This window comes from Actinoallomurus sp. CA-142502 (genome assembly GCF_050936355.1).
GTDB lineage: Bacteria > Actinomycetota > Actinomycetes > Streptosporangiales > Streptosporangiaceae > Actinoallomurus > Actinoallomurus iriomotensis.
In genome coordinates this window covers 9,400,538-9,422,241 of record NZ_JBNJMY010000001.1, presented here as the reverse complement: position 1 = coordinate 9,422,241, position 21,704 = coordinate 9,400,538, and the positions used below count along the sequence as shown (strand labels likewise).

The following is a 21,704-nucleotide window of genomic DNA, read 5'->3' as shown; positions in this document are numbered from 1 at the left end:
GATGCGAGGCTCGCCACAACATGATCGTCCAGGCGCGGCCTGGACCGGTTCGTACCCTGCCCGCCGTCTCCTGCCGGGCGGGGCCGGACGACACGGTCGCCCGCTTCCGTCCGTCGGACTGCGGTTGACGGGCGCCGCCGATGCCCTCACTTCGGACCCGATCAGGTCAGTCCGGCGTACCGGCTCGTGCTCCGATCCGCGCCCACAGATGAGCGCCGGAGGACCGGCCGTACGGGGGGAATTTCCACGTGAGCACGACTACGGCAAGAGAAGTGAATCATCCGCCCGGCGACGGATGGATCCGGGTGAGCGAGCTCCGGCCGCTGCTGGCCGCGATGCCGGCCCTGCGCGACGGCGACTTCCGGGCGCGGTTGCCCGCCGAGCACGAGGGGATCACGGCGGACCTGGCACGGGCGTTCAACCAGATCGCCGACCGGCACGAGCACTTCGCCGGCGAACTGGCCCGGGTGACCCGTGAGGTGGTACGCCACGGCCGGCTGGACGAGCGTCTCTGCCCGGCGCCGGGCGGCGCCTGGTCGGGGAGCGTCGACTCGGTGAACACGCTGATCGACGCGCTGGTGATCCCCACGGCGAACGCCACCCGGGTGCTGGACGCGGTGGCGGGCGGCGACCTGTCCCAGCGGATGGACACCGGCGACGGCAAGCACCCGCTGCGCGGCGACCTGCGCCGGCTCGGCCAGCGGATCAACCAGATGGTCGACCAGCTGTCGATGTTCACCGGCGAGGTCACCCGCCTGGCCCGTGAGGTCGGCACGGAGGGCCGGCTCGGCGGGCGCGCGAAGGTGCGCGGGCTGTCGGGCAGCTGGCGTGACGTGACCGAGGCGGTCAACACGATGGCCGACCGGCTGACCGCCCAGGTGCGCGACATCGCGGTGGTCACCAAGGCGGTGGCGAGCGGCGACCTGACCCGGTCCGTGACGGTCGAGGCGACCGGCGAGCTGCTGGAGCTGAAGCTGACCGTCAACACGATGGTGGATCAGCTGTCGGCGTTCGCCGGTGAGGTGACGCGGGTGGCCGGCGAGGTCGGCACGGAGGGGCGGCTCGGCGGCCGGGCGCAGGTCCGCGGCGTGTCGGGGGTGTGGAAGGACCTGACCGACAACGTGAACTTCATGGCGTCGAACCTGACGTACCAGGTGCGCAACATCGCCCAGGTCACCACGTCGGTGGCGAACGGCGACCTGTCCAAGAAGATCACGGTGGACGCGCAGGGCGAGATCCTCCAGCTCAAGTCGACCGTCAACACGATGGTGGATCAGCTGTCGGCGTTCGCCGGTGAGGTGACGCGGGTGGCCCGCGAGGTCGGCACGGACGGCAACCTCGGCGGCCGGGCCCAGGTGCCCGGCGTCTCGGGGGTCTGGAAGGACCTCACCGACAACGTCAACTTCATGGCGGACAACCTGACGTCCCAGGTGCGCAACATCGCCCAGGTCGCGACCGCGGTCGCGCGCGGCGACCTGGGCAAGAAGATCGACGTCGACGCCCGCGGCGAGATCCTCGAGCTGAAGACGACGATCAACACGATGGTGGATCAGCTGTCGGCGTTCGCCGGTGAGGTGACGCGGGTGGCCCGCGAGGTCGGCACCGAGGGCAACCTCGGCGGGCAGGCCCAGGTCCGCGGCGTGTCGGGGGTCTGGAAGGACCTCACCGACAACGTCAACTTCATGGCGTCGAACCTGACGTCGCAGGTGCGCAACATCGCCCAGGTCACCACGTCGGTGGCGAACGGCGACCTGTCCAAGAAGATCTCCGTGGACGCCCAGGGCGAGATACTCCAGCTGAAGACCACGGTGAACACCATGGTCGACCAGCTGTCCGCCTTCGCGGACGAGGTCACGCGCGTGGCCCGCGAGGTCGGCACCGAGGGCAACCTCGGCGGCCGCGCGCAGGTCCGCGGCGTGTCCGGGGTCTGGAAGGACCTCACCGACAACGTCAACTTCATGGCCGCCAACCTGACCTCGCAGGTGCGCAACATCGCCCAGGTCGCGACGGCCGTCGCCCAGGGCGATCTGGGCGCGAAGATCGACGTCGACGCCCGCGGCGAGATCCTGGAACTGAAGACGACGATCAACACGATGGTCGACACGCTGTCCTCGTTCTCCTCGGAGGTCACCCGTGTGGCCCGCGAGGTCGGCAGCGAGGGCCGGCTGGGCGGCCAGGCGCGGGTCGAGGGCGTGCACGGCACCTGGAAGCGCCTGACCACGAACGTGAACGAGCTGGCCCGCAACCTCACCACCCAGGTCCGCGCGATCGCCGAGGTCACCTCGGCCGTCGCCCAGGGCGACATGTCGCGCCACATCACCGTCGAGACGCACGGCGAGGTCTCGGAGCTGAAGGACAACATCAACCTGATGGTCTCCAACCTCCGCGAGACGACGCGGGCGAAGGACTGGCTGGAGTCCAACCTGACCCGTCTCGCCGGCCTGATGCAGGGCCACCGTGACCTGGTGGAGGTCGCCGACCTGATCCTGCGGGAGCTGACGCCGCTGGTGAACGCCCAGTACGGCGCGTTCTTCCTCGCCGACACCGAGGCCGGCGGCGACTGGCCCGGCCGCCCGGCCGGTCACCGGCGCGGCCTCGCGCTGATCGCCGGGTACGGCCTGCAGGACGGCGACACCGAGTCGTCCGGAGCGCTCGCCCAGGGCCTCGTGTGGCAGGCCGCCCGGGAGAAGAAGCGGCTGCTCCTGGAGGACATCCCGCCGAACTACATCAAGATCAGTTCCGGGCTGGGGCAGTCGTCCCCGGCCAGCATCGTCATCATCCCGATCCTGTTCGAGGACACGCTGCTCGGCATCATCGAGCTGGCGTCGTTCTCCCGCTTCTCCGACGTGCACCTGGCGTTCTTCGACCAGTTCGTCACCACGATCGGCGTCGCGCTCAACACGATCCTCGCCAACGCCCGCACCGAGATGCTGCTCGCCGAGTCCCAGAACCTCGCGCAGCAGCTCCAGGAGCGCTCCGACGAGCTCCAGCGGCAGCAGGGCGAGCTCCAGCACTCCAACGAGGAGCTCGCCGAGAAGGCCGCCCTGCTGGCCTCCTCGTCGCAGTACAAGTCGGAGTTCCTGGCCAACATGTCGCACGAGCTGCGCACGCCGCTCAGCTCGATGCTGATCTACGCGCGGCTGCTGGCCGACAACGCGCGGCGGAACCTCTCGGACGAGGAGGTGACCTTCGCCACCAGCATCCACCGCTCCGGTTCCGACCTGTTGCAGCTGATCAACGACATTCTCGACCTGTCGAAGGTGGAGGCCGGCCGCCTCGACATCCGCCCGAAGAAGCTGCCGCTGGTCACGCTGCTCGACTACGTGAACGCGACGTCCCGGCCCATCGCCCGCGACCGCGGCCTGGACTTCGAGGTGCACGTGGCCCAGGACGCGCCCGGCGAGCTGTTCTCCGACGAGCAGCGGCTCCAGCAGATCCTGCGCAACCTGCTGTCGAACGCGATCAAGTTCACGCCGCAGGGACGGGTCACACTCCGCGTCGAACGCGCCGGCACCGAGGCCGCCCGCGACCTCGGCGACACCATCGCCTTCACCGTGGAGGACACCGGCATCGGCATCGCCCGCGAGAAGCTCGGCACGATCTTCGAGGCGTTCGAGCAGGCCCACGGTGCCGGCAGCCACAAGTACGGCGGCACCGGCCTGGGCCTGTCGATCAGCCGCGAGCTGGCGACGCTGCTCGGCGGCCGCATCACCGCGGAGAGCGAGCCCGGCGTCGGCAGCTCCTTCACCCTGTACGTCCCGGTCGTGCACCCGGGCCATCCGGTGGTCGCTGAGCCGCCGGTGCTGGTGGGCAGGGTCGCGCCGGGAGCCATCGCCGAGGACGAGGACACGGACGCCATGCGCTGGCAGGCGCGGGACGACCGGCCCGGCGCCGCGACGCGGCTGGAGGAGTGGAACGCCGAACGCGCCGCGCGGATGCTGTCGGGCAAGGTCCTCATCGTCGACGACGACATCCGTATCGTCATCGCGCTGACCCGCCTGCTGGCACGTGTCGGCCTGCCCGTCCGGTACGCGCTGAACGGCCGGGAGGCGATCGAGATCCTCGAGCGCGACCCGGACGTGTCGCTTGTGCTGATGGACATCATGATGCCGGTGATGGACGGGTACGAGGCCATCCGGGCGATCCGCGCCGAGTCGCGGTTCGCGAGCCTGCCGATCGTCGTGCTCAGCGCCAAGGCCATCCCCGGCGAACGCGAGAAGGCCCTGGCGAGCGGCGCCAACGAGTACCTGCAAAAGCCCGTTGTCGACGTGGACCGGCTGCTGAAGATCGCGTGCGACCTGCTCGACCCGATGGCCGCCGAGAAGACCTGCGACGGCTCGCGGGCGGAGCGGCCGGGCCCGCGCGACTCCGGGACCGGTCCGGAGCCCCGCGAGGACGGTCCGGCGGCCGGCGACACGGAGACGTGAGGGGGTTCCGCCCGGAAGTTCTGCCTGTGCTTCTGCCTGGCCCGTGACCAGGGCGCTTGTTTGCATCGTCACATCGGAGATGACCGCGTGAAGCTGGAGCGCCCCCATGAGTCCCCTCGCACCGGAACGCCACCGCCGCCCGTCCCGCGACACCGGCCCGCTGCCGGAGGACGAGGGCCGGACTCTGGTCCACCGGCTGTACGCCGACCACGGCGCGATGCTGCTCGCCTACGTCACCCGATTGCTGTCCGACCCGTACCAGGCTGAGGACGTCGTCCAGGAGACCATGCTCCGCGCCTGGCGCAACGCCGGGCGCCTGAGCTCCGGGCAGGGCTCCACCGCGGCCTGGCTGAGGCGTGTGGCGCACAACATCTGCGTGGACCGGTTCCGCGCCCGCCGGGCGCGCCCGGCGGAGGTCGCCGCGGACGCCGCCGCCGCCCCGTCCGCGGAGGACCACGCGGGCGCCGTCGTGGACTCCGTGGTCGTCGCCAGGGCCTTATCCCGGCTCGGGCCCGCCCACCGTGAGGTCCTCAGCGTGGTCTACTTCGCCGACCGTACGGCCGCCGAGGCCGCCGTGCTGCTGGACCTGCCCGTCGGGACCGTCAAGTCGCGCGTCCACCACGCCCTGCGCCGGCTCCGGCTGCACATCGACGAGCTGATGGACGAACCGGCGTAAGGGGGCCGGCCGGTTCACACTCGACCCGCCGACGATCTAGGCGTTCCGCCGTGCGCGGAGGCAAGATTGGCAGGCGTGCCGAAATCCGGGTGCGGCGGTTCGCCGTCGCACCCGGAGGGCGGCGCGGCCGGGATCCGTGGCGGCCGTGTTTCCGATGCAAGCAGGGGCTCGCCCGGCCCGGCCAGGCAGAAGTACCGGCAGAAGTAGGCGTTCGCCGGTCGCGGCCGACGGCGGGTGAGGTGGCGATGGTACGGACCGGAGCGTTCGGCGAGCTCCTGCGCGGATACCGGCACGCGGCGGAGCTGACCATCGAGGATCTCTCCTCCGCCTCCGGCGTCAGCGTCCGCGCGATCGGCGACATGGAGCGCGGGCGCAGCCGGGGCCCTCAGCGGCGTACGGTGGCGGCGCTCGCGGACGCGCTCGGGCTCGGGCCGGTGGAGCGGCGGGCGCTGGAGGACGCGGCGCGGGCGGGACGGCCGCGCGCCCCGGCGTCCTCGGCGGGCGGTTGCGAGCCGCCGCGGGGCGTGGGCGACTTCACCGGCCGTGCCGCCGAGCTCGCCCGGCTGAAGCACCTCGCCGCCGAGGCCGCCGGAGACGGCCCGGCCGTGGTCGCCACCGTGTCGGGCGGTCCGGGCATGGGCAAGACCGCGCTCATCGTGCACGCGGCGGAGCTGTTCGCGGACCGCTTTCCCGACGGCTGTCTCTTCATCGACCTGCGCGGCATGGACGCCACCCCGGTCGCCGCCGGAGCCGCGCTGACCCGCCTGCTGAGGGCCTTCGGCGTGGCCGAGGCCAGGATCCCGAAGGACGAGGAGGAGCGCGCCGGCTTCTACCGTTCCGCACTGCGCGACCGGCGGAGCCTCATCCTGCTGGACAACGCCCTCGACGAGGCTCAGGTGCGCCCGCTGCTGCCGGGAGGCGGTCGCAGCCTGGTGCTGATCACCAGCCGCCGGTCGCTCGCCGGTCTCGAAGGGGTGCACCAGGTTCCCCTGGCCGGAATGCCGGTGGAGGACTCGGTCGCGATGCTGCGCCGCATCCTCGGCGGCGAACGTGGCGGGGCCGGCGACCTGGATTCCGTCGCGGGGCTGTGCGGTCACCTGCCGCTCGCGATGCGGATCGCGGGCAACCGACTGCTGAGCCGGCCCGGCTGGACCGCCGGGCAGCTCGCGGGGCGGCTCGCCGACGAGGAGCGGCGGCTCGACTTACTCGCCGCCGGCGACCTGCACGTGGCCGCGGCGTTCGCCCTGTCGTACCGGCACCTGTCCGGTCGCGCGGCCGAGCTGTTCCGGCGTCTCGCGCTCGTCCCGGGGCCCGACTTCGGGGTGGCGATCGGCGCCGTGCTCGCGGGCGTCACGCCGGACGAGGCGGAGGACGCGCTCGAGGAGCTCGTCGAGCTCGGCCTGCTCCAGGCGCCGTATCTCGCGCGCTACCGGCTGCACGACCTCGTCCGGCTGTTCGCCCGCGCCCGGCTGACCGAAGAGGAGCCGGAAGACGCGCGCCGGAGGGTCCTCCGCCGCATGAACTCCTGGTTGCTCGACGTCACGACCGTCGCGGGCCGGTGGTTCGAGCCGGAGTACGGCGAGCCGCCGGCCGGCTTCGACGGCCTCGTGTCGCTGGGCACTCGCGAGGAGGCACGGGCCTGGCTGGAGGGCGAGAGCGCCAACTGGCTGGCCGCGCTGCGCTCGGCCGCGAAGGAAGGCGAGCACGCCCGGGTGGTCGAGGTGACCGGCGCGCTGCACTGGTTCTCCGACCTGGTGGTGCACTGGGACGACTGGGTGGAGCTGTTCGAGCTGTCGAGCGGCGCCGCCCGCGCGCTGGGGGACCGGCACGCCGAGATCGTCCACCTCAACTACCTCGCCTGGGCGCTGTGCGCCTGCCAGGGGCGTTTCCAGGACAGCGTGGACCGCGCGATGCGGGCGTACGAACTGGCGGTGGAGGAGGGCGACCTGCGCGAGCAGGGCTGGGCGCTGCAGTACGCCGGCCTGGCCCTGCGGCGGATTCCCGGCTCGCTGGAGGCGGCCGCCGACCACACTCGCGAGGCCATCGCCCGGTTCGAGGCGGCCGAGGAGTGGGACGGCCGCCGCCAGGCCATGAGCGCCTACGGCGACGTTCTGCGGTTCCTCGGCCGTCCCCGTGACGCCCTCGCGCAGCATCGCGCGCTGCTCGAAGAGCTGCGCGATCCGGCGTACCGAGGCGGGCCCTTCCTTCGCCGTACGACGTTGGCCCTGGTGCTGGCCCGCCTCGGCGCCGACCACGCGGCGCTGGGCGAATGGCGGGCGGCGGCGGACAGCCTGCGGGAGTCGATCCCGCTGCTGCGCACGCAGGGCGGTCCGCTCTGGGTCGGCGACCGCAGCCATGATCTCGGCGTCGCCCTGCGGGAGCTGGGCGAGGCGGAGGCGGCTCGAAAGGCCTTCGAGGAGGCTCTGGCCTGCTACGCCGCGATCGGCGACGAGCGTGCCGAGAGCGTACGCGCGGAGATCGCGGCCCTCGACGGCGGCTCTCAGGCGGAGCGGCCGGGCGTACGCGCCTCCGGGCCGGGTCCGAAGGTCCGCCAGGCCGGTACGGCGAACGAGGGCACGGACGCGAGCAGGTAGACGCCCGCGAGGACGACGACGGTGACGGTGCGCCCGCCGACCGTGGTGAGCGCGCCGGCCGGCGGCCCGCCGAACGGCATCCCCGCGTACGCGACCGCGCCGACGAGCAGGCCGCCGAGCGGCGCGCCCACCGTCTTGGCGCCGCGGTACGTCCCGTCGTAGGCGGCCGCGGCCCGCTCCACGGAGACGCGCGCGTGCACGGCCAGGTCGGGACGATCGACTCGCACGCGGTCTCGCCCGGCGTGACGAGCAGCCAATGGGCGAACAGAAATGCCAGGCGATGGCTCCACGCCAACCCCCCCGTGCCGCGCGGCGGTCTCCGCGCATCACCGACAACGAGAGGAGTCTTGACAAAAAAAGTTGTCGGTACCAGAGTGGGGGCACGCGATCACGACGGCAGGACCCTGCCGCGGATCCCAGGAAGCCAGGAGAGCAGCGATGAAACTGACCGTGACCACGTTCCTGTCCCTCGACGGCGTCATGCAGGGCCCCGGCGGCCCCGAGGAGGACCCGAGCGGCGGGTTCGACCTCGGCGGCTGGCTGGTGCCCTTCGCGGACGAGGACATGGGCCGTCACGTCGTCGAGTGGTTCGCGACGGCGGACGCGCTCCTGCTCGGCCGTACGACCTACGAGATCTTCGCCTCGCACTGGCCCCGCGTCACCGACCCGAACGACCCGGTGGCCGCCGCGATCAACACCCTGCCGAGGTACGTCGCGACCCGGACCCTGGAGACGGCCGCGTGGGAGGGCACCACCCTGCTCAAGGGCGACGTGGTGGAGCAGGTCAGGGAGCTGAAGGATCGACCCGGCCGCGACCTGCAGGTGCACGGCAGCGCGGGTCTCCTCCAGACCCTGGTGGCCCACGACCTGGTCGACGAGTACCGGCTGTTCGTGTACCCGGTGGTGCTCGGCCGGGGCAAGCGCCTCTTCGGATCCGGCGCCGTGCCCGCGACCATGCGCCACGTGGCGACCCGGACGACCGGCGCCGGCGTCACCGTGCACACCTACGAGCGCGCCGGCGACCCGGCGTTCGGCTCCTTCGCGCTCGACCCCTCCTGACGACCTTCGGGGAGCAGCCCCGTGCGGGTGGCGGCGGCGACCGCCTCACCGCGGCTGTGCGCGCCGAGCTTGCGCAGGATGTGCTTCACGTGGTCACGGGCGGTGTGCTCGCTCATGCCCAGCCGGGCCGCGATCGCTCGCGCGCCGAGGTCCTCGCCCATCAGCGCCAGCACCTCGCCCTCGCGCCGGGTGAGGGCGACCCGCTCCTCCTGGGCGGCCTGCGCGTGCCCGGCACGACGGAACTCGGCGATCAGCGCCGTGAACGTGCCGCCCGCCACCATCGCGCGGGCCGTCGGAGGCGTGCGGATCGCCGCGAGGACGTCGGGGAACGGCCCGTCCTTGGCCAGGAACCCGGCGGCTCCCGCCGCGAAGGCGGCGGCGAACAGTTCCGCCGTGGCGTCCGCGGTCAGGACGAAGACCCGGACGTCCGGGCACGCCGCCTTGATCAGCCGGGTGCCGCTGATGCCGTCGGCGCCCGGCAGGTGGACGTCCATGAGCACGACGTCCGGAGCACGCGTACGGGCCAGCAGCAGCCCTTCCTCGGCGGTGCTCGCCGCCCCGACGCACTCCAGGTCCGGCTGCGCGTCGATGGCGATCGCGAGAGCCTCGGCGAGGGTTCGCTGATCTTCCACGAGCAGTACTCGTGTCATCCGAACGCACGGCCCATGATCGGCTTGCCTCCAGACGGCCCGTGACCGCCACCGGACCCGGTGTCCGGACCGTACGGCGCGGGTAGGCCGAGGAACAGGACATTTCCTAGCGTACCCAGGCATGTCATCCCACCGGCGACCCGAGCGCGGTGAGGGCACCTGAGAGCACGGCCCCGGTGGTCACTCCCTCCGGCCCAGGAGGATTCATGGCCGACTACTCCTTCCGGCTCTACGTCGCCGGGCGGACCGCCAGGTCCCAGGCGGCCGAGTCCAACCTGCGCCTGCTGTGCGAGGCGCGCCTGGCTCGCCACGCGATCGAGATCATCGACGTCGCGGAACGGCCCGACCAGGCGGAGGAGGCCCGGATCCTCGCCACCCCCACCGTCATCCGGCTCACCCCGGCGCCGCAGCTGCGGGTCATCGGCGACCTGTCGGACCACGAACGCGCGGCCGCCGTGCTCGGGCTGCCCAGCGCGGTGCTGGAGGAGGGACCACGATGACGGCACGCGGGCCGATCGAGCGGCTCCCGACCGGGATCAGCGGCTTCGACGACATCGCCGCGGGCGGCCTGCCCCTGGGGCGGCCCACGCTCGTGACCGGGACGACCGGCAGCGGCAAGACGTGCTTCGCGATCGAGTTCCTGGCCCGCGGCATCGTGCTCTTCGGCCAGCCCGGGGTGTTCGTGACCGCCGAGGAGACCGCGGACTCGGTCCGATCGAGCGCGGCGTCGCTCGGTTTCGACATCGAGCAGTGGGAGCGCGAGGGCCGGTGGGCGTTCGTCGACGCCTCGCCGATCGAGGGCGAGGAGGAACCGATCAGGACCGTCGGCGCGTACGACTTCGGCGCGCTGATGGCCCGGATCGACCATGCGATCCGCCGTAGCGGGGCGCGGCGGGTGTCCTTCGACTCGTTCAGCTCGATCATCGGCCGGTTCACCGACCTCGGCGTCATGCGGCGCGAGCTGGTCCGGATCGTGGCGGGCATGAAGTCGCTCGGCGTCACCCTCATACTCACCTCCGAGCGGACCGAGGAGTACGACGGCATCTCCCGGTACGGCGTCGAGGAGTTCGTGCTCGACAACGTGATCGTGCTCCGCAACGTCCTGCGGGACGGGCGACGGCGACGGACCGTCGAGATCGTCAAGTTCCGCGGCCTGCCGCACCGTACGGGGGAGTGGCTGTTCACGATCGACTCGCGTGAGGGGTTCGTGGTCATCCCGCTGGGCGTGGCCCACCCGCCGGCACACGCCTCCACGGTCCGCGTGTCCACCGGCAACGCCGGGCTGGACCAGATGGTCGGCGGCGGCCTGTTCAAGGACGCGATCGCGCTGCTCACCGGCCCGGCGGGCGTCGGCAAGACGCTCACCGGCCTGAGCTTCGCGTGCGGGGCGGCCGGCACGGACGAGCGCTGCCTGTACTGCACGTTCGACGAGACCCACGACCAGCTCGTGCGCGACGCCGCCAGCTGGGGCCTGCACCTGGAGGCGATGGAGGCGGCGGACCGGCTGCTCGTCAAGGCCGACTACCCAGAGTCGGCGTCACCCGAGGACCACTTCATGCACCTGAGGCACGCCGTGGCCGACTACGCGCCCACCCGCGTCGTCGTCGACACGCTCTCGTCGCTGGAGCGGGTGGTCTCGACGCAGTCACTGCTCGACTTCGTCATCGCGCTGACGACCATGGTCCGCGAAAAGGAGATCACCACGCTCATCACGGCCGCCTACACCGGCCAGGCGCCGCAGGGCGGGCAGCCGTCGTCCGGTGGGATCGACCTGGCGCGGGTCACCGACGTCACCATCATGCTCCGCTACGTCGAGCGCATCGGCGACATCCAGCGTGCGATCGCCGTCCTCCAGGCGCGCGGCAGCGACCACGACCACGCCATCCGGCAGGTCACCGTCGACGACGCCGGGATGCACATCGGCGATCCGCTGCCGCGGGTCGCGCACGTGCTGTCCGGCAGCGCGGCGCTGACCGAGCAACCGCCGTGGCCGGCCGGGCCGGACGCCGCCGTGCGCGAGCCCGCTGCGGGAGGCGGCGACCAGGCGGGCGCATCATGAGCGAGCGAGCCGGCGAGCACGGCGCGGCGGGCTGAGGAGGGCACATGAGCATCCCCGTCTCCGGCCACAGGGCGCGGGCCGGTCCGGACGCCGGGCAAGCGATCATCTCGGCGTCGGCGGACGGCATCGTCCTGGTGGGCGGCGACGGGCGCATCCGCTTCTGCAACCCCGCCGCCGAGGAACTGTTCGGCCGTCCCGCCGAGGACCTGCTGGGCGGTCCGTTCGGCTTCCCGATCGTCGCCGGCGGCGCCACCGAGGTGGAACTCATGCTGCCGGACGGCGGCGAGCGGATCGTGGAGATGCGCGTCACCAGCACGATCCTGGACGGAGAGCGCCTTCACGTCGCCGCGCTGCGCGACGTCACCCGCCGGCACCACCTCGAACAGGAACTGGGGCGTGCGCTGGAGCGCCAGCACGCGACCGCGGGGGTGGTGGCCCACGAGCTCCGCAACCCGCTGGCGGCGATCCGCACGCTCACCGACGTGCTGCGCGACCCCACCGCGACGCTCACCCCGGAGCGCCGCGCCGACGTCGTCGACCGCATCGCGGAGCGGACGGTGTTCCTCCAGGCGATGGTCGCCAAGCTGCTCACCGCCGCGCGGATCGACGAGGGCACCGTACGGGCGCCGCCCGAACGCGTGCCCCTCCTCGAACTGGTCCTTGAACGCCTGGCGGAGTTCGGCGAGCAGGCCGGCGACGTGGTCGTCACCTGCGACGCCGGCCTGACCGCGCTCGTGAACCGCGGTGAGATGTCGGAGATGTTCGTCAACTGCCTGGAGAACGCCTTCGCGTACGGGCGGCCGCCGATCACGGTGAGCGCGACCGGGTCGGACGGCCGGATCGAGCTGTGGATCTGCGACTGCGGTCCGGGCGTCCCGGAGGACTTCGTGCCCCGCCTGTTCGACCGTTTCGCCCGGAACCCGTGCGGGGAGCGGCGAACCGAGGGCTCGGGGCTCGGACTGTGGATCGTCCGCTGCCTCGCCCGTGCGAACGGCGGCGAGGTCCACTACGAGCCGGGCGACCACGGCGGCGCCTGCTTCCGCATCAGCCTGCGGCGCGCGCCGGAACCCTGACCCCGCGCGGCTGTCAGTCTGTACGGCGTCCCCTGAGAGTGACGTCGAGGAGTCCGATGAGACCGAAGGTGCGAGTCGCCCTGATCGGCCTGGGCCGGATGGGGCGCGTCCACGCGCGCAACCTGGCCGGGCGCTGCCGGTCGGCGGAACTGGCCGCCGTGGCCGATGCCGACGCCGGCATGGCCGAGGCCGCCGGCGCGGAGTTCGACGTGCCCTGGACCACCGACGCAGGCGCGCTCCTGGACGACCCCACGGTGGACGCCGTGGCGGTCGCCACCCCCACCGCCGCCCACGCCGATCTCGTGGTCCGCGCCGCGCGGGCCGGCAAGCACGTCTTCTGCGAGAAGCCGATCGCCCTCGACCGGCCCGCGACCGTACGCGCCGTCGAGGCGGTCGCGGCCACGGGCGTGCGGTTCCAGATCGGCTTCCACCGGCGCCACGACCCCGACTGGGTGGCCGCGACCCGGCGCATCCACGCGGGAGAGATGGGCGAGCCGTACCTGTTCCGTACGTCGCTGCGGGACATGAAGCCGCCGCCGGTGGAGTTCCTGGCCGGCTCCGGCGGGTTCTTCGTGGACATGACCATCCACGACCTGGACACCGCCCGCTGGATGGTCGGGGAGGTCGTCGAGGTCGCCGCGTACGGGACGGCCCTCGCGGACCCGGCCATCGGCGAGATCGGCGATCTGGACACCGCGCTGGTCGTGCTGCGGTTCGAGAGCGGAGCGCTCGGAGTGATCGACAACAGCCGCGCGGCGGGGTACGGGTACGAGTGCTCGACCGAGGTGATGGGCCGGTCGGCCACGGTGCGGATCGACCGGCCGCAGCACCGCCACTACCAGTGGCTGACGCCGGACGGCGCGACGTACGGGATCAATCGCGACTTCGAGGAGCGGTACCCGCTGGCCTACGCCGAGGAGATGGAGGCGTTCGCCCGCTGCGTCCGCGACGGCACCGAGCCCGCCGTCACCGGCCTGGACGCGCTCGCCGCCTTCGACCTGGCGACCGCCGCGGACCTCGCGTGGCGGACCGGCCGCGCGGTGCCGGTCGTGCCCGAGCGGAGGGATGGCGGCGTCGTCTACTCCTTCGCGGGCCGGGCTTGAGTACGTCCCCTCATCAGGCGTCAGGGGAATGACACCTGGTGGAGGTGGCAGAACCGCACCCGCTTGCAGAACGCGTTGCGGCTCGAGCTCGCCCCGCCCGCGTTGGCGTTCGAGATGGCCTGGAAGCCGCTGTTGCGGGTCGGGCTGCGGATCGAGAACGCGTTGTGGTTGTACGAACCGTTGCCGTTGTGGTTGACGTCGCCGCCGAGAGCCGCGCCGTACGCCGGGGCCGTGACCAGGCAGCTCCCCAGGGCGAGGAAGACGACGAGGCCGCCATTCCCTCTCATGGACGGATTCCTTTCGGCGGGAGCGCGACCGGCTCGGCGCGGACATCAGGGTGCATTCGCTCCATACCCGGTCGCCGCCGGGGCACCGCGTACGGGCGCGGATGATGGCCCTCTCTTTGCCCCGGCCGGAATCAGCCGAAGAATCCGAACGGCAGGGGGAAGGCTCCGGTGCCCGCCGAGGTGCCGAAGCCCGTTCCCCCGTCGGACGCCATGAGCACGAACCCCTCCGGGCCCATGTACATGAACGGGGCGCGCGGGCGGGGTCGCGGTCGTGGCGCCGTCCTGGTCTGTGGCACGATCGTCCGCGGCACGGTCTGCGGTGCGGCGGTCTGCGGTGCGGCGGTCTGCGGCACGATGGTCTGCGGCAGGACCTCGACGGCCGGGGAGGCGGGAGCCGGCGCGGGCCGCTCCGGCTGGATGATGTTCACCTTCTGGCTGATGGTGCAGGAGGTGACGTGCCGGCAGAGCGCGTTCTGGACCGGGTTCGTACCGCCGGCGTTGCCGTTGCTGGTGTGCTGGTAGCCGCGGTTGTGGGTGGGACTCCCGGACGAGATCACGTTCCGGTTGTGGTGCCCGTTGCCGTGGTGGTCGCCATCGCGACGCACGATGGCGGGCGCCGCTTTCGACGGCGGGGTGCGGGTGGTCCCGATGAAGGTCGTCGCGGCGGAAATGGCGACAACATGGTGAATCATTCCTCGTGACCTCGGTTACGTCGGGGATTGTTGCGGTAGCGCGCTCCGCTGGCGTACCCGATGCGAGAGCGATGATCGTGCTCCCGCCGTTTGCGGGCGGGATTATTACCGCACCTTGACGATGCCCGGCGTCCGCGTCGTCGTGGCGGCGGTCGTCTCGGCGTCCGTGGATGACGCCCTGGAGGCCGGGGGCGATCGATGACGCGGTTCTTCCGTGAGTAGAGAATTCTGCTGTCATGAGAACGTCGCAGACCGGCACCTGCCACCCGCCCGGTCCTACACGTCCGCGTCCGCCAACGCCACGCGCCGGCGGACCTTCGGTCTCGAACCGCATCCTCGAACGTCTCGCCGGATATCCGAACCGAACCAACGACTCAGGACACCAGGCCGTGGGCCCGCCGCTGTTCGTGCGGCGGGCCCATCGCCGGTGTCAGCCGTCGTGGCCGCGGTGGCCGTCGTCGTTGCCGTGGTCGTCCGTGCCCGCGCCGTGGTGGCCGTGGTCGTCGCCGGGTTCGGCCGCGTGGCCGTGGCCGTGGTCGTCCGTCGCGTCGTCGGTGCCGTGCCGGGCCTCGGTCTCCCGGCCGCGGTCGTGGCGCTGGGCGGTCGCGGCGTGCCGGGGTTCCGTCGCGCGGGAGTCATCGTGCCGGCGGCCGGTCGGCGTGCGCCGGTCGGTGCGGTCACGGAGGACCTTGCCGGTGCGCGCGTCGATGTGCAGGTCGTGCGTCACGCCGTCCTTGACGACACGGACGGACCAGACCGGCGCGCCGTGTTCGGTCTCCCGCTCGGCCGAGCGCACCCGGCCGCCGGGAACCGCCGTGAGCGCGATCTGTTCCGCCTCCGCCCGGCCGATGCTCCGCACCGACGGCGACGCCGCCGCCGGGCGCGCCGCCGCGGTCCGTTCCGCGGAGGCCGTACCGCCCCCGTTCAGGCCGAGCACCAGCGCGCCGCCCAGCACGGCCGCGGTGACGCCGCCGGTGATGACTGCCTTCTTACGCATGTCGTGACCCTCCTCGCGTGCGACCTCCGTCTCGTGGAGGCCGGCGTGAGAAGAGGTTCGCCCAGGGGCGGATAGGGCCGCGCTGCGCCGTTCCTAAGGAACCGTTAAGACCGAGAGCACCGCCGATGGAGCGACCCGGGACCCCGGACGAACAGGTGCGTCAGGGGGCGGCGAGGTCGAGGGTTACGAGGGCGCCGCCGGGCGTAGAGCGGCCCAGGGTGAGGGTGCCGCCCGAGGATTCGGCGGTGCGGCGGACGATGTCGAGGCCCAGACCGCTGGAGCCCGCACCGCTCACTCCCCGTTCCTGAAGGTCCGGGGTGGCGAAGCCCGGGCCCTCGTCGGCGACCGTCAGGCGGGCGCCGCCCTCCGGTCGTGCGGTCAGGCCCACGGCGAACGGGGTTCCCTCCGGTGTGTGCGCGAAGACGTTGCCGAACAGCGCGTCGACGCACGCGGCGAGGTCGTCGCGTGAGACGGCGACCGGGAGAGGGCCGTTCGCGTTCGGGAAGGTCAGGGGCCGGTTCTGGTCCTCGGCCAGCACGGCCCAGAACCGGACCCGTTCACCGACGACCTCGGCCGCGTCGCATCGGCCGCCCGTGGCCGTACGCGAGGGGCGGCGCGTGTCGGCGATGATCTGGCTGACCGCGCGCTCCAGCGCGGCGACCGACGCCTCGGCGCGCGCGGCCTCGTCGGGGTCGCGCAGGGACTCCAGTTCCAGGCGGAGCGCCGTAAGCGGGGTGCGCAGCCGGTGGGAGAGGTCGGCCGCCGCCTCGCGTTCCTGCGCGATGAGTTCCTGGATCCGGCCGGCCAGGTGGTTGAGCGCGGTCGCGACGTCCCGCAGTTCGGGCGTGGCGCCCGGCTGCGCCCGTGTGCCGAGGTGGCCGGCGGCGAGCTCGTGTGACACCGAGGCCAGTTCGCGGGCCGAGCCGACGAGGGAGCGGGCGAGCCGGTCGGCGACCAGCAGTCCCAGGCCGAGGAGCGCCACGCCGAGGATCGCCAGGATCAGCCAGGCCCGCGTGACGCCTCGCGACAGTTCGCCGTCCGAGACGTACGTCCGGACCACCGCCGTGCCCGCCGGCATGCCCTCGACGGCGACCAGGATCTCCCGGCCGCCGGGCACTTTCGCGGTGACGCTGTTGCCGCGTGCGGCCAGGTCGACGGCGGCCGACCGGCGTGCGGGCGCGCCGACCGTGCTGCCGTCGGGGAAGAAGACCGTGACCGGCCGCCCGCCGGACGCGGCGGCCTGTTCGAGTGCCAGTGTCAGCGGCTGCCGGTCGACCGTCGTCACGAGGGAGGCGAGCGACTCGACCTCCAGGGTGGCTCCGCTGAGCGCGCGGTCGGCGGCGACCGTACGGACCAGCAGGGCCAGCGGCACGAGGAAGGCCACCAGGACCAGGGAGGTCGTGGCGGCGACGAGCAGGGTGAGCCGGCGTCTCATCGCGTCGCGTCCGGGTCGACGAGCTTGACGCCGACGCCGCGTACGGTGTGCAGGTAGCGCGGCTGCTGCGCCGTCTCACCCAGCTTGCGGCGCAGCCACGACAGGTGCACGTCGACCGTCTTGTCCGTTCCGCCGTACGGCACCCGCCAGACCTCGGTGAGCAGGTCGCGTTTGGTCACCACCTCGCCGTGCCGCGCGGCGAGGTAGTGCAGCAGGTCGAACTCCCGTGGGCTGAGGTCCAGCGTGACACCGTCCAGCACGGCCTCGCGGGCGCGGGGGGAGACGCTCAGCGCGCCGACGGTGATGATCGGCGCGGCCTCCTTCTCGGTGGCGCGGCGCAGTACGGCCCGGATGCGCGCCTCCAGCTGGGCGGTGCCGAACGGCTTGATGAGGTAGTCGTCGGCGCCCGCGTCGAGCAGCCGGACGATCTCCTCCTCGGCGTCCCGCGCGGTCGCCACGACCACCGGGACGCGGCTGACGGCCCGCAGCATCCGCAGCACCTCGCGGCCGTCCAGGTCGGGCAGGCCGAGGTCCAGGACCACGACGTCCGGCCGGTCCTCCACGGCGCGCTGCAGACCGCTCATCGCGGTGTGCGCGGAGGAGACGGCGTGGCCGTGTTCGGTGAGAGCCCGCACCAGTGAGGCGCGGATCTGGTTGTCGTCCTCGACGATGAGCACCTGGGGCACCCGAGCACGGTAACTCGTGGGGGTATCGCCGGGCTTCCCGCCGGACGCGCCTTACCTCCGTCTTAACCCCGTCTTAGCGGTCGGCGGGGGGATGATGGCGGCATGAACCGGCGCGTCCTCCTCGGCATCACGGGCTGGCTCGCCGTCGCGGCGGCCGCGACCGCGGCCGGAGTCGCCGCCATCGACGTCCTCGAAGGCGGCATCACCGGACGGAGCGTGCGTCCCCTGGACGAGGACGCGGTGCACCGGGCCCTCGGCCGTACGGGCGGCACGTCACCGGCCGCGCCGCCGAGTCCGTCGCCGAGCGCGTCCGCGACCGGAGGCGTCACCCGCAGTCTCGGCACGGGCGGCGGAACGGTCACCGCGCGCTGCGCGGGCGGGAGGGTGACGATCGTGGCGGTCACCCCGGCGCAGGGCTTCCACACCGACGGCTTCGCGCGCGGACCGGCGCCCTCGGTCACGCTGAAGCTGGAGTCGGACGAGGAGGAGTACGCCGTCACGGTGGCCTGCGAGGGCGGCTCCCCGGTCGCCCGTTCCGCGGCCGACGACGGGCACCACGGCGGGCGTCGCGGGCGGGGATGAGCACGGCTCGGTAAGCTCGGCGGCGACGCATCGGGGGGAGCCACGCGATGAAGCCGGCGGGTCGAGTTCACATGGTCATCACCGATCGGCTCGGTGGCGTCAGCGCCGCGCCGTACGACGGCCGCAACCTGGGCGGAGCGGTCGGCGACGACCCGGAGGCGGTCCGCCGCAACCGCGAGAAGACGGCGCTGGAGTTCGGGGCCGACCCGGCGCGCGTGGTCTACATGCGGCAGGTCCACAGCGCGGACGTCGCGTACGTGACCGCGCCGTTCGGAGCCGAGCCGCCCGCGCTGGACGCCGTGTTCACCGACGAGCCGGGCCTGGCCCTGTGCGTGCTGGTAGCCGACTGCGCGCCGGTGCTGATCGCCGACGCGGACGCCGGGCTGGTCGGCGCGGCGCACTCCGGGCGGGCCGGCACCGAACAGGGCGTCGTGCCCGCCCTGGTCCGTGCGATGACCGCCCGCGGCGGTGATCCGGCCCGGATGCGCGCCCTGATCGGCCCGTGCGCCTGCGGGCTCTGCTACGAGGTCTCCGCCGAGCTGCGCGACCAGGTCGCCGCGAAGCTGCCGGAGTCGTGGTCCACGACACGCGAGGGGACCCCGGCCCTCGACCTGCGGGCCGGCATCACCGCGCAGCTCGCCGCCGAGGGCGTCACCGAGATCCACCACGACGGGCGCTGCACCATCGAGACCCCGGAGCTGTACTCCTACCGCCGCGACCGTACGACGGGCCGTTTCGCCGGCTACATCCGCCTGGAGGACGCATGATTCGACGTTGGAGCCCGGACGGCGTGGCCGCGCCCATCGGGCAGTACAGCCACCTGGCCTCCGTGCCGTCCGACCATGAGCTGGTCTTCATCTCCGGGCAGGTCGGCGTGCTCGACGACGGCACACTCGCCGGGCCGGACGCGGAGTCGCAGACACGTCAGGCGTTCGTCAACATCGCGACGCTGCTCGACTCGATCGGCGCCGGTCCGGCGCACCTCGTCAAACTGCTGACGATGGTCTCGGCGCGCGAGCACCTCGCGGGCAGCCGCGCGGCACGGGAGAAGATCTTCGCGGCGTGGTACCCGGAGGGCGACTGGCCGGCCCATTCGCTCATGGTCGTCGACTCCCTGGCCGCGCCCGAACTGACCGTGGAGGTCGAGGGCGTCGCCGCGGTGCCCCGCCGCTGACGGATCCTAGGGCCGGCGGGAGGCCGGCGGCTCGCCGAGGGCGCGGCGGAAGAGGGCGTCGATCTCGTCGCGGGTCGGGGGCGGGTCGGCGAGCAGGGCCTGCATCAGCAGGCCGCAGAAGGCCGCGGCCAGCAGCCGCCCGGTGACCGCGTCCGTACGGGAGGCGAACAGCTCGACCAGCGCGTCGTCCCAGTTGTTGCTCGCGTGCCGGAGCGGCGGGCGGTGGAGCGCGGCGACGTACAGCTCGTACTCCACGACGGTCTGCGGGCGTTCGTCGGTGAGGCCGCGCATCACGAGTTCGGTGAGCGCGGCGGCGAGGTCGGCGTCGGCGGGCAGGTCGCGCTCCCACGCGCGCAGGCGGGCGACGTTGTGGTCGGCGGCCGTGCGGAGGGCGTCGGCCAGCAGGTCGTCCAGGGTCGCGAAGTGATACGTCGTCGACCCCAGCGGTACGCCGGCGGCCGCCGCGACGGCGCGGTGGGTCACGCCTTCGACACCCCGTTCGGCCACGACCGCGATGGCCGCGTTCGCGATCTTCTCCCGGCGGGCCGGATCGGTCGGCCCCCGTCCTCGTCTGCCGAGGTCCCCGTCCGTCGACATAGCTCAGCAGTCTCCCAAACCGCGGCCGAGGCCGCACGGGTGCATTGACGCCGGTCCCTCACTTATGTACAAACGTACGCAAGGGGAGCGAAAGGGGTAAGACGAGAGGAACCTCGGCATCAGGCAGCTCTACCTCGACGGCGTGTGGACGAACTCCTCCACCGGTGCGACGTCGACGACGCTCAATCCCTTCGACGCGACCGTGCTGGAGATGGTGGCCGAGGCGTCCGCCGACGACGTCGACCGCGCGGTGGCCGCCGCCCGCGCCGCCTTCGACTCCGGCCCCTGGCCGCGTACGCCCGCGACCGAGCGCGGCCGTACGCTCGCGCGGATCGCGGACCTGCTCCAGCGCGACCGCGAGTCGATCGCCCGCACCGAGAGCCTCGACACGGGCAAGACGCTGAAGGAAGGGCGCGCCGACGTCGACGACGTCACCGCGGTGTTCCGCTACTACGCGGGCCTCGCCGGGACACACGCGGGCCGGGTCGTCGATCCGGGGCGGCCGGACGTCGTCAGCCGGATCACCCACGAGCCGGTCGGTGTCTGCGCCCTCATCGCGCCGTGGAACTACCCGCTCCTGCAGATGTCATGGAAGCTGGCCCCCGCCCTCGCCGCCGGCAACACGACCGTGCTCAAACCCAGCGAGCTCACCCCGCTCACCACGGTGGCATTGGTCGAACTGGTCGAGGAGGCGGCGGTGCCACCCGGCGTCGTCAACCTCCTGCTCGGCGCCGGCGGCACGGCCGGGCGGGCCATGGTGGCCCACCCCGGCGTCGACCTGATCTCCTTCACCGGCGGGCTGGCCACCGGTCAGGAGATCATGGCAGCCGCGGCGCGAGGCGTACGCCGGGTGGCGCTGGAGCTCGGCGGCAACAACCCCAACGTCGTGTTCGCCGACGCCGACTTCGACACCGCGGTGGACTACGCGCTCACCGCCGCCTTCCTCCACTCCGGCCAGGTCTGTTCGGCCGGCGCCCGGCTGATCCTGCAGGAGGAGATCCACGACCGGTTCGTCGAGGAGCTGGCCGCCCGCGCCGACCGGATCCGCCTCGGCAACGGCCTCGATCCCGGGACCGAGTGCGGGCCGCTCGTCTCGGCCGAGCACCGCGCCAAGGTCGAGGGCCACATCGAGCGCGCGCTCGCGGACGGCGCGCGGCTGCTCGCCGGCGGCGCCCGTCCGGCGGACCCGGCACTCGCCGGCGGGTTCTTCCTCCGCCCCACCGTGCTCGGCGACTGCACCCGTGAGATGGCGGTCGTCCGCGAGGAGGTGTTCGGGCCGGTGGTGACCGTCGAGCGGTTCGGCACCGAGGAAGAGGCGGTACGGCTCGCCAACGACACCGGCTACGGCCTGGCCGGAGCGGTCTGGACGGCCGACGCCGGACGGGCGGAGCGGGTGGCCGCGGCGCTGCGGCACGGCACCGTCTGGATCAACGACTTTCACCCCTACCTTCCGCAGGCGGAGTGGGGCGGCTTCGGCAAATCGGGGATCGGCCGTGAACTCGGCCCCTCAGGCCTGGAGGAGTACCAGGAGAAGAAGCACATCTACCACAACACCGCCCCTGAGCCCACGCGCTGGTTCTCCGGCTGAGGGTCGATCGAACAAAGGAGCCGGC

20 protein-coding genes are annotated in these 21,704 nt (G+C 72.7%); 12 read left to right on the top strand and 8 right to left on the bottom strand.

Annotated elements, in window-relative coordinates:
• Window positions 1–335 precede the first annotated feature (335 nt).
• The 3 genes from ACQEV1_RS43950 to ACQEV1_RS43940 all read left to right on the top strand — a co-directional run bounded on the left by ACQEV1_RS43950 (window position 336) and on the right by ACQEV1_RS43940 (window position 7,697).
• The gene (locus ACQEV1_RS43950; RefSeq protein ID WP_433406094.1) at window positions 336–4,427 is read left to right on the top strand and encodes a HAMP domain-containing protein; all 4,092 of its coding nucleotides are present in this window, start codon (window positions 336–338) and stop codon (window positions 4,425–4,427) included.
• 106 nt (window positions 4,428–4,533) lie between these two features.
• A complete protein-coding gene (locus tag ACQEV1_RS43945) occupies window positions 4,534–5,103 on the top strand; it encodes a sigma-70 family RNA polymerase sigma factor (protein ID WP_285627160.1) in 570 nt (189 codons plus the stop codon).
• 245 nt (window positions 5,104–5,348) lie between these two features.
• Window positions 5,349–7,697, top strand: coding sequence for an ATP-binding protein (locus ACQEV1_RS43940; RefSeq protein ID WP_433402927.1), 2,349 nt, complete (start codon window positions 5,349–5,351; stop codon window positions 7,695–7,697).
• Here ACQEV1_RS43940 and ACQEV1_RS43935 read toward each other — a convergent pair.
• Complete coding sequence (locus tag ACQEV1_RS43935) at window positions 7,604–7,924, bottom strand: hypothetical protein (RefSeq protein ID WP_433402925.1); 321 nt, start codon at window positions 7,922–7,924, stop codon at window positions 7,604–7,606. The genes ACQEV1_RS43940 and ACQEV1_RS43935 overlap by 94 nt on opposite strands.
• A 211-nt stretch (window positions 7,925–8,135) precedes the next feature.
• Between ACQEV1_RS43935 and ACQEV1_RS43930 the strand changes: the two genes are divergently transcribed.
• On the top strand, window positions 8,136–8,756 hold the full coding sequence (locus ACQEV1_RS43930; protein ID WP_285627164.1) for a dihydrofolate reductase family protein: 621 nt from the start codon (window positions 8,136–8,138) through the stop codon (window positions 8,754–8,756).
• Here the strand turns inward: ACQEV1_RS43930 and ACQEV1_RS43925 are convergent.
• Complete coding sequence (locus ACQEV1_RS43925) at window positions 8,702–9,388, bottom strand: response regulator transcription factor (protein WP_433402922.1); 687 nt, start codon at window positions 9,386–9,388, stop codon at window positions 8,702–8,704. The two genes, ACQEV1_RS43930 and ACQEV1_RS43925, sit on opposite strands and share 55 nt — an antisense overlap.
• A 224-nt stretch (window positions 9,389–9,612) precedes the next feature.
• On the opposite strand from ACQEV1_RS43925, the gene ACQEV1_RS43920 reads away from it, so the two are divergent.
• Genes ACQEV1_RS43920 through ACQEV1_RS43905 form a run of 4 tightly spaced genes read left to right on the top strand, consistent with a single transcriptional unit; the run spans window position 9,613 to window position 13,641 of the window.
• Entirely contained in the window at window positions 9,613–9,906 is a 294-nt protein-coding gene (locus tag ACQEV1_RS43920; RefSeq protein WP_285627168.1) for a circadian clock KaiB family protein, read from the top strand.
• Complete coding sequence (gene kaiC, locus ACQEV1_RS43915) at window positions 9,903–11,465, top strand: circadian clock protein KaiC (RefSeq protein ID WP_433402918.1); 1,563 nt, start codon at window positions 9,903–9,905, stop codon at window positions 11,463–11,465. Before ACQEV1_RS43920 ends, kaiC begins: the two co-directional genes overlap by 4 nt.
• Window positions 11,466–11,509: 44 nt before the next feature.
• Entirely contained in the window at window positions 11,510–12,538 is a 1,029-nt protein-coding gene (locus ACQEV1_RS43910; RefSeq protein ID WP_433402915.1) for a PAS domain-containing sensor histidine kinase, read from the top strand.
• A 56-nt stretch (window positions 12,539–12,594) separates the two neighbouring features.
• Complete coding sequence (locus tag ACQEV1_RS43905; protein WP_285627174.1) at window positions 12,595–13,641, top strand: Gfo/Idh/MocA family oxidoreductase; 1,047 nt, start codon at window positions 12,595–12,597, stop codon at window positions 13,639–13,641.
• 20 nt (window positions 13,642–13,661) lie between these two features.
• Here ACQEV1_RS43905 and ACQEV1_RS43900 read toward each other — a convergent pair whose 3' ends face one another.
• The 5 genes from ACQEV1_RS43900 to ACQEV1_RS43880 all read right to left on the bottom strand — a co-directional run bounded on the left by ACQEV1_RS43900 (window position 13,662) and on the right by ACQEV1_RS43880 (window position 17,738).
• Window positions 13,662–13,928 (bottom strand): hypothetical protein, encoded by a 267-nt coding sequence (locus ACQEV1_RS43900; RefSeq protein WP_433402911.1) that lies wholly within the window; start codon window positions 13,926–13,928, stop codon window positions 13,662–13,664.
• A gap of 131 nt (window positions 13,929–14,059) precedes the next feature.
• Window positions 14,060–14,620, bottom strand: a complete 561-nt coding sequence (locus ACQEV1_RS43895) for a hypothetical protein (protein WP_433402908.1) — start codon at window positions 14,618–14,620, stop codon at window positions 14,060–14,062.
• 430 nt (window positions 14,621–15,050) lie between these two features.
• On the bottom strand, window positions 15,051–15,617 hold the full coding sequence (locus tag ACQEV1_RS43890) for a PepSY domain-containing protein (RefSeq protein WP_433402905.1): 567 nt from the start codon (window positions 15,615–15,617) through the stop codon (window positions 15,051–15,053).
• A 160-nt stretch (window positions 15,618–15,777) separates the two neighbouring features.
• The gene (locus tag ACQEV1_RS43885; RefSeq protein ID WP_433402902.1) at window positions 15,778–17,052 is read right to left on the bottom strand and encodes an ATP-binding protein; all 1,275 of its coding nucleotides are present in this window, start codon (window positions 17,050–17,052) and stop codon (window positions 15,778–15,780) included.
• Window positions 17,049–17,738, bottom strand: a complete 690-nt coding sequence (locus ACQEV1_RS43880; RefSeq protein WP_285627185.1) for a response regulator transcription factor — start codon at window positions 17,736–17,738, stop codon at window positions 17,049–17,051. The genes ACQEV1_RS43885 and ACQEV1_RS43880 overlap by 4 nt, the downstream gene beginning before the upstream one ends.
• 102 nt (window positions 17,739–17,840) lie before the next feature.
• Between ACQEV1_RS43880 and ACQEV1_RS43875 the strand changes: the two genes are divergently transcribed.
• The 3 genes from ACQEV1_RS43875 to ACQEV1_RS43865 all read left to right on the top strand — a co-directional run bounded on the left by ACQEV1_RS43875 (window position 17,841) and on the right by ACQEV1_RS43865 (window position 19,494).
• Window positions 17,841–18,320, top strand: coding sequence for a hypothetical protein (locus ACQEV1_RS43875; protein ID WP_285627187.1), 480 nt, complete (start codon window positions 17,841–17,843; stop codon window positions 18,318–18,320).
• 71 nt (window positions 18,321–18,391) lie between these two features.
• Entirely contained in the window at window positions 18,392–19,087 is a 696-nt protein-coding gene (gene pgeF / locus ACQEV1_RS43870; protein ID WP_433402897.1) for a peptidoglycan editing factor PgeF, read from the top strand.
• Window positions 19,084–19,494: a RidA family protein gene (locus tag ACQEV1_RS43865; protein ID WP_285583579.1), complete on the top strand. Its 411-nt coding sequence runs from the start codon at window positions 19,084–19,086 to the stop codon at window positions 19,492–19,494. Before pgeF ends, ACQEV1_RS43865 begins: the two co-directional genes overlap by 4 nt.
• A 6-nt stretch (window positions 19,495–19,500) precedes the next feature.
• Here ACQEV1_RS43865 and ACQEV1_RS43860 read toward each other — a convergent pair whose 3' ends face one another.
• On the bottom strand, window positions 19,501–20,091 hold the full coding sequence (locus ACQEV1_RS43860) for a TetR/AcrR family transcriptional regulator (RefSeq protein WP_285583577.1): 591 nt from the start codon (window positions 20,089–20,091) through the stop codon (window positions 19,501–19,503).
• Between the two features lie 118 nt (window positions 20,092–20,209).
• On the opposite strand from ACQEV1_RS43860, the gene ACQEV1_RS43855 reads away from it, so the two are divergent.
• Window positions 20,210–21,679: an aldehyde dehydrogenase family protein gene (locus ACQEV1_RS43855; RefSeq protein WP_433406092.1), complete on the top strand. Its 1,470-nt coding sequence runs from the start codon at window positions 20,210–20,212 to the stop codon at window positions 21,677–21,679.
• Window positions 21,680–21,704 lie beyond the last annotated feature (25 nt).